Origin of the sequence: Bradyrhizobium sp. Mp27 (assembly GCF_029953005.1) — a bacterium.
GTDB classification, from domain to species: domain Bacteria; phylum Pseudomonadota; class Alphaproteobacteria; order Rhizobiales; family Xanthobacteraceae; genus Bradyrhizobium; species Bradyrhizobium barranii.
Genome location: NZ_JASAUS010000799.1, coordinates 1 through 222 on the forward strand (window position 1 = coordinate 1; position 222 = coordinate 222).

1 pseudogene is annotated in these 222 nt (G+C 61.3%); it reads right to left on the reverse strand.

Annotated features, from left to right (window positions below):
• Positions 1-113: 113 nt before the first annotated feature.
• Positions 114-222: pseudogene (locus tag QJT78_RS52700) on the reverse strand (transposase); the annotation flags it as partial.

Consider the following 222-nt stretch of genomic DNA (forward strand, 5'->3'; position numbering starts at 1 on the left):
TCCGACTGACCTACATTTTGGTCGACGCATGGATGGATAGCTACCCCCACGAGCCGGCATCCGTCACGCTCGACATCGATGATACCTGCGACGTCGTCCACGGCCATCAGCTAGCGCTCGATAATCGCCGTCTCGAAGGTTTGCCGCCGTAGCTTCGGAACCTTCAGATTGACGTCGCCCGCCTTGGTCTGCAGCGTTCGCTCGTAGCTGCCCGCCCGCGTG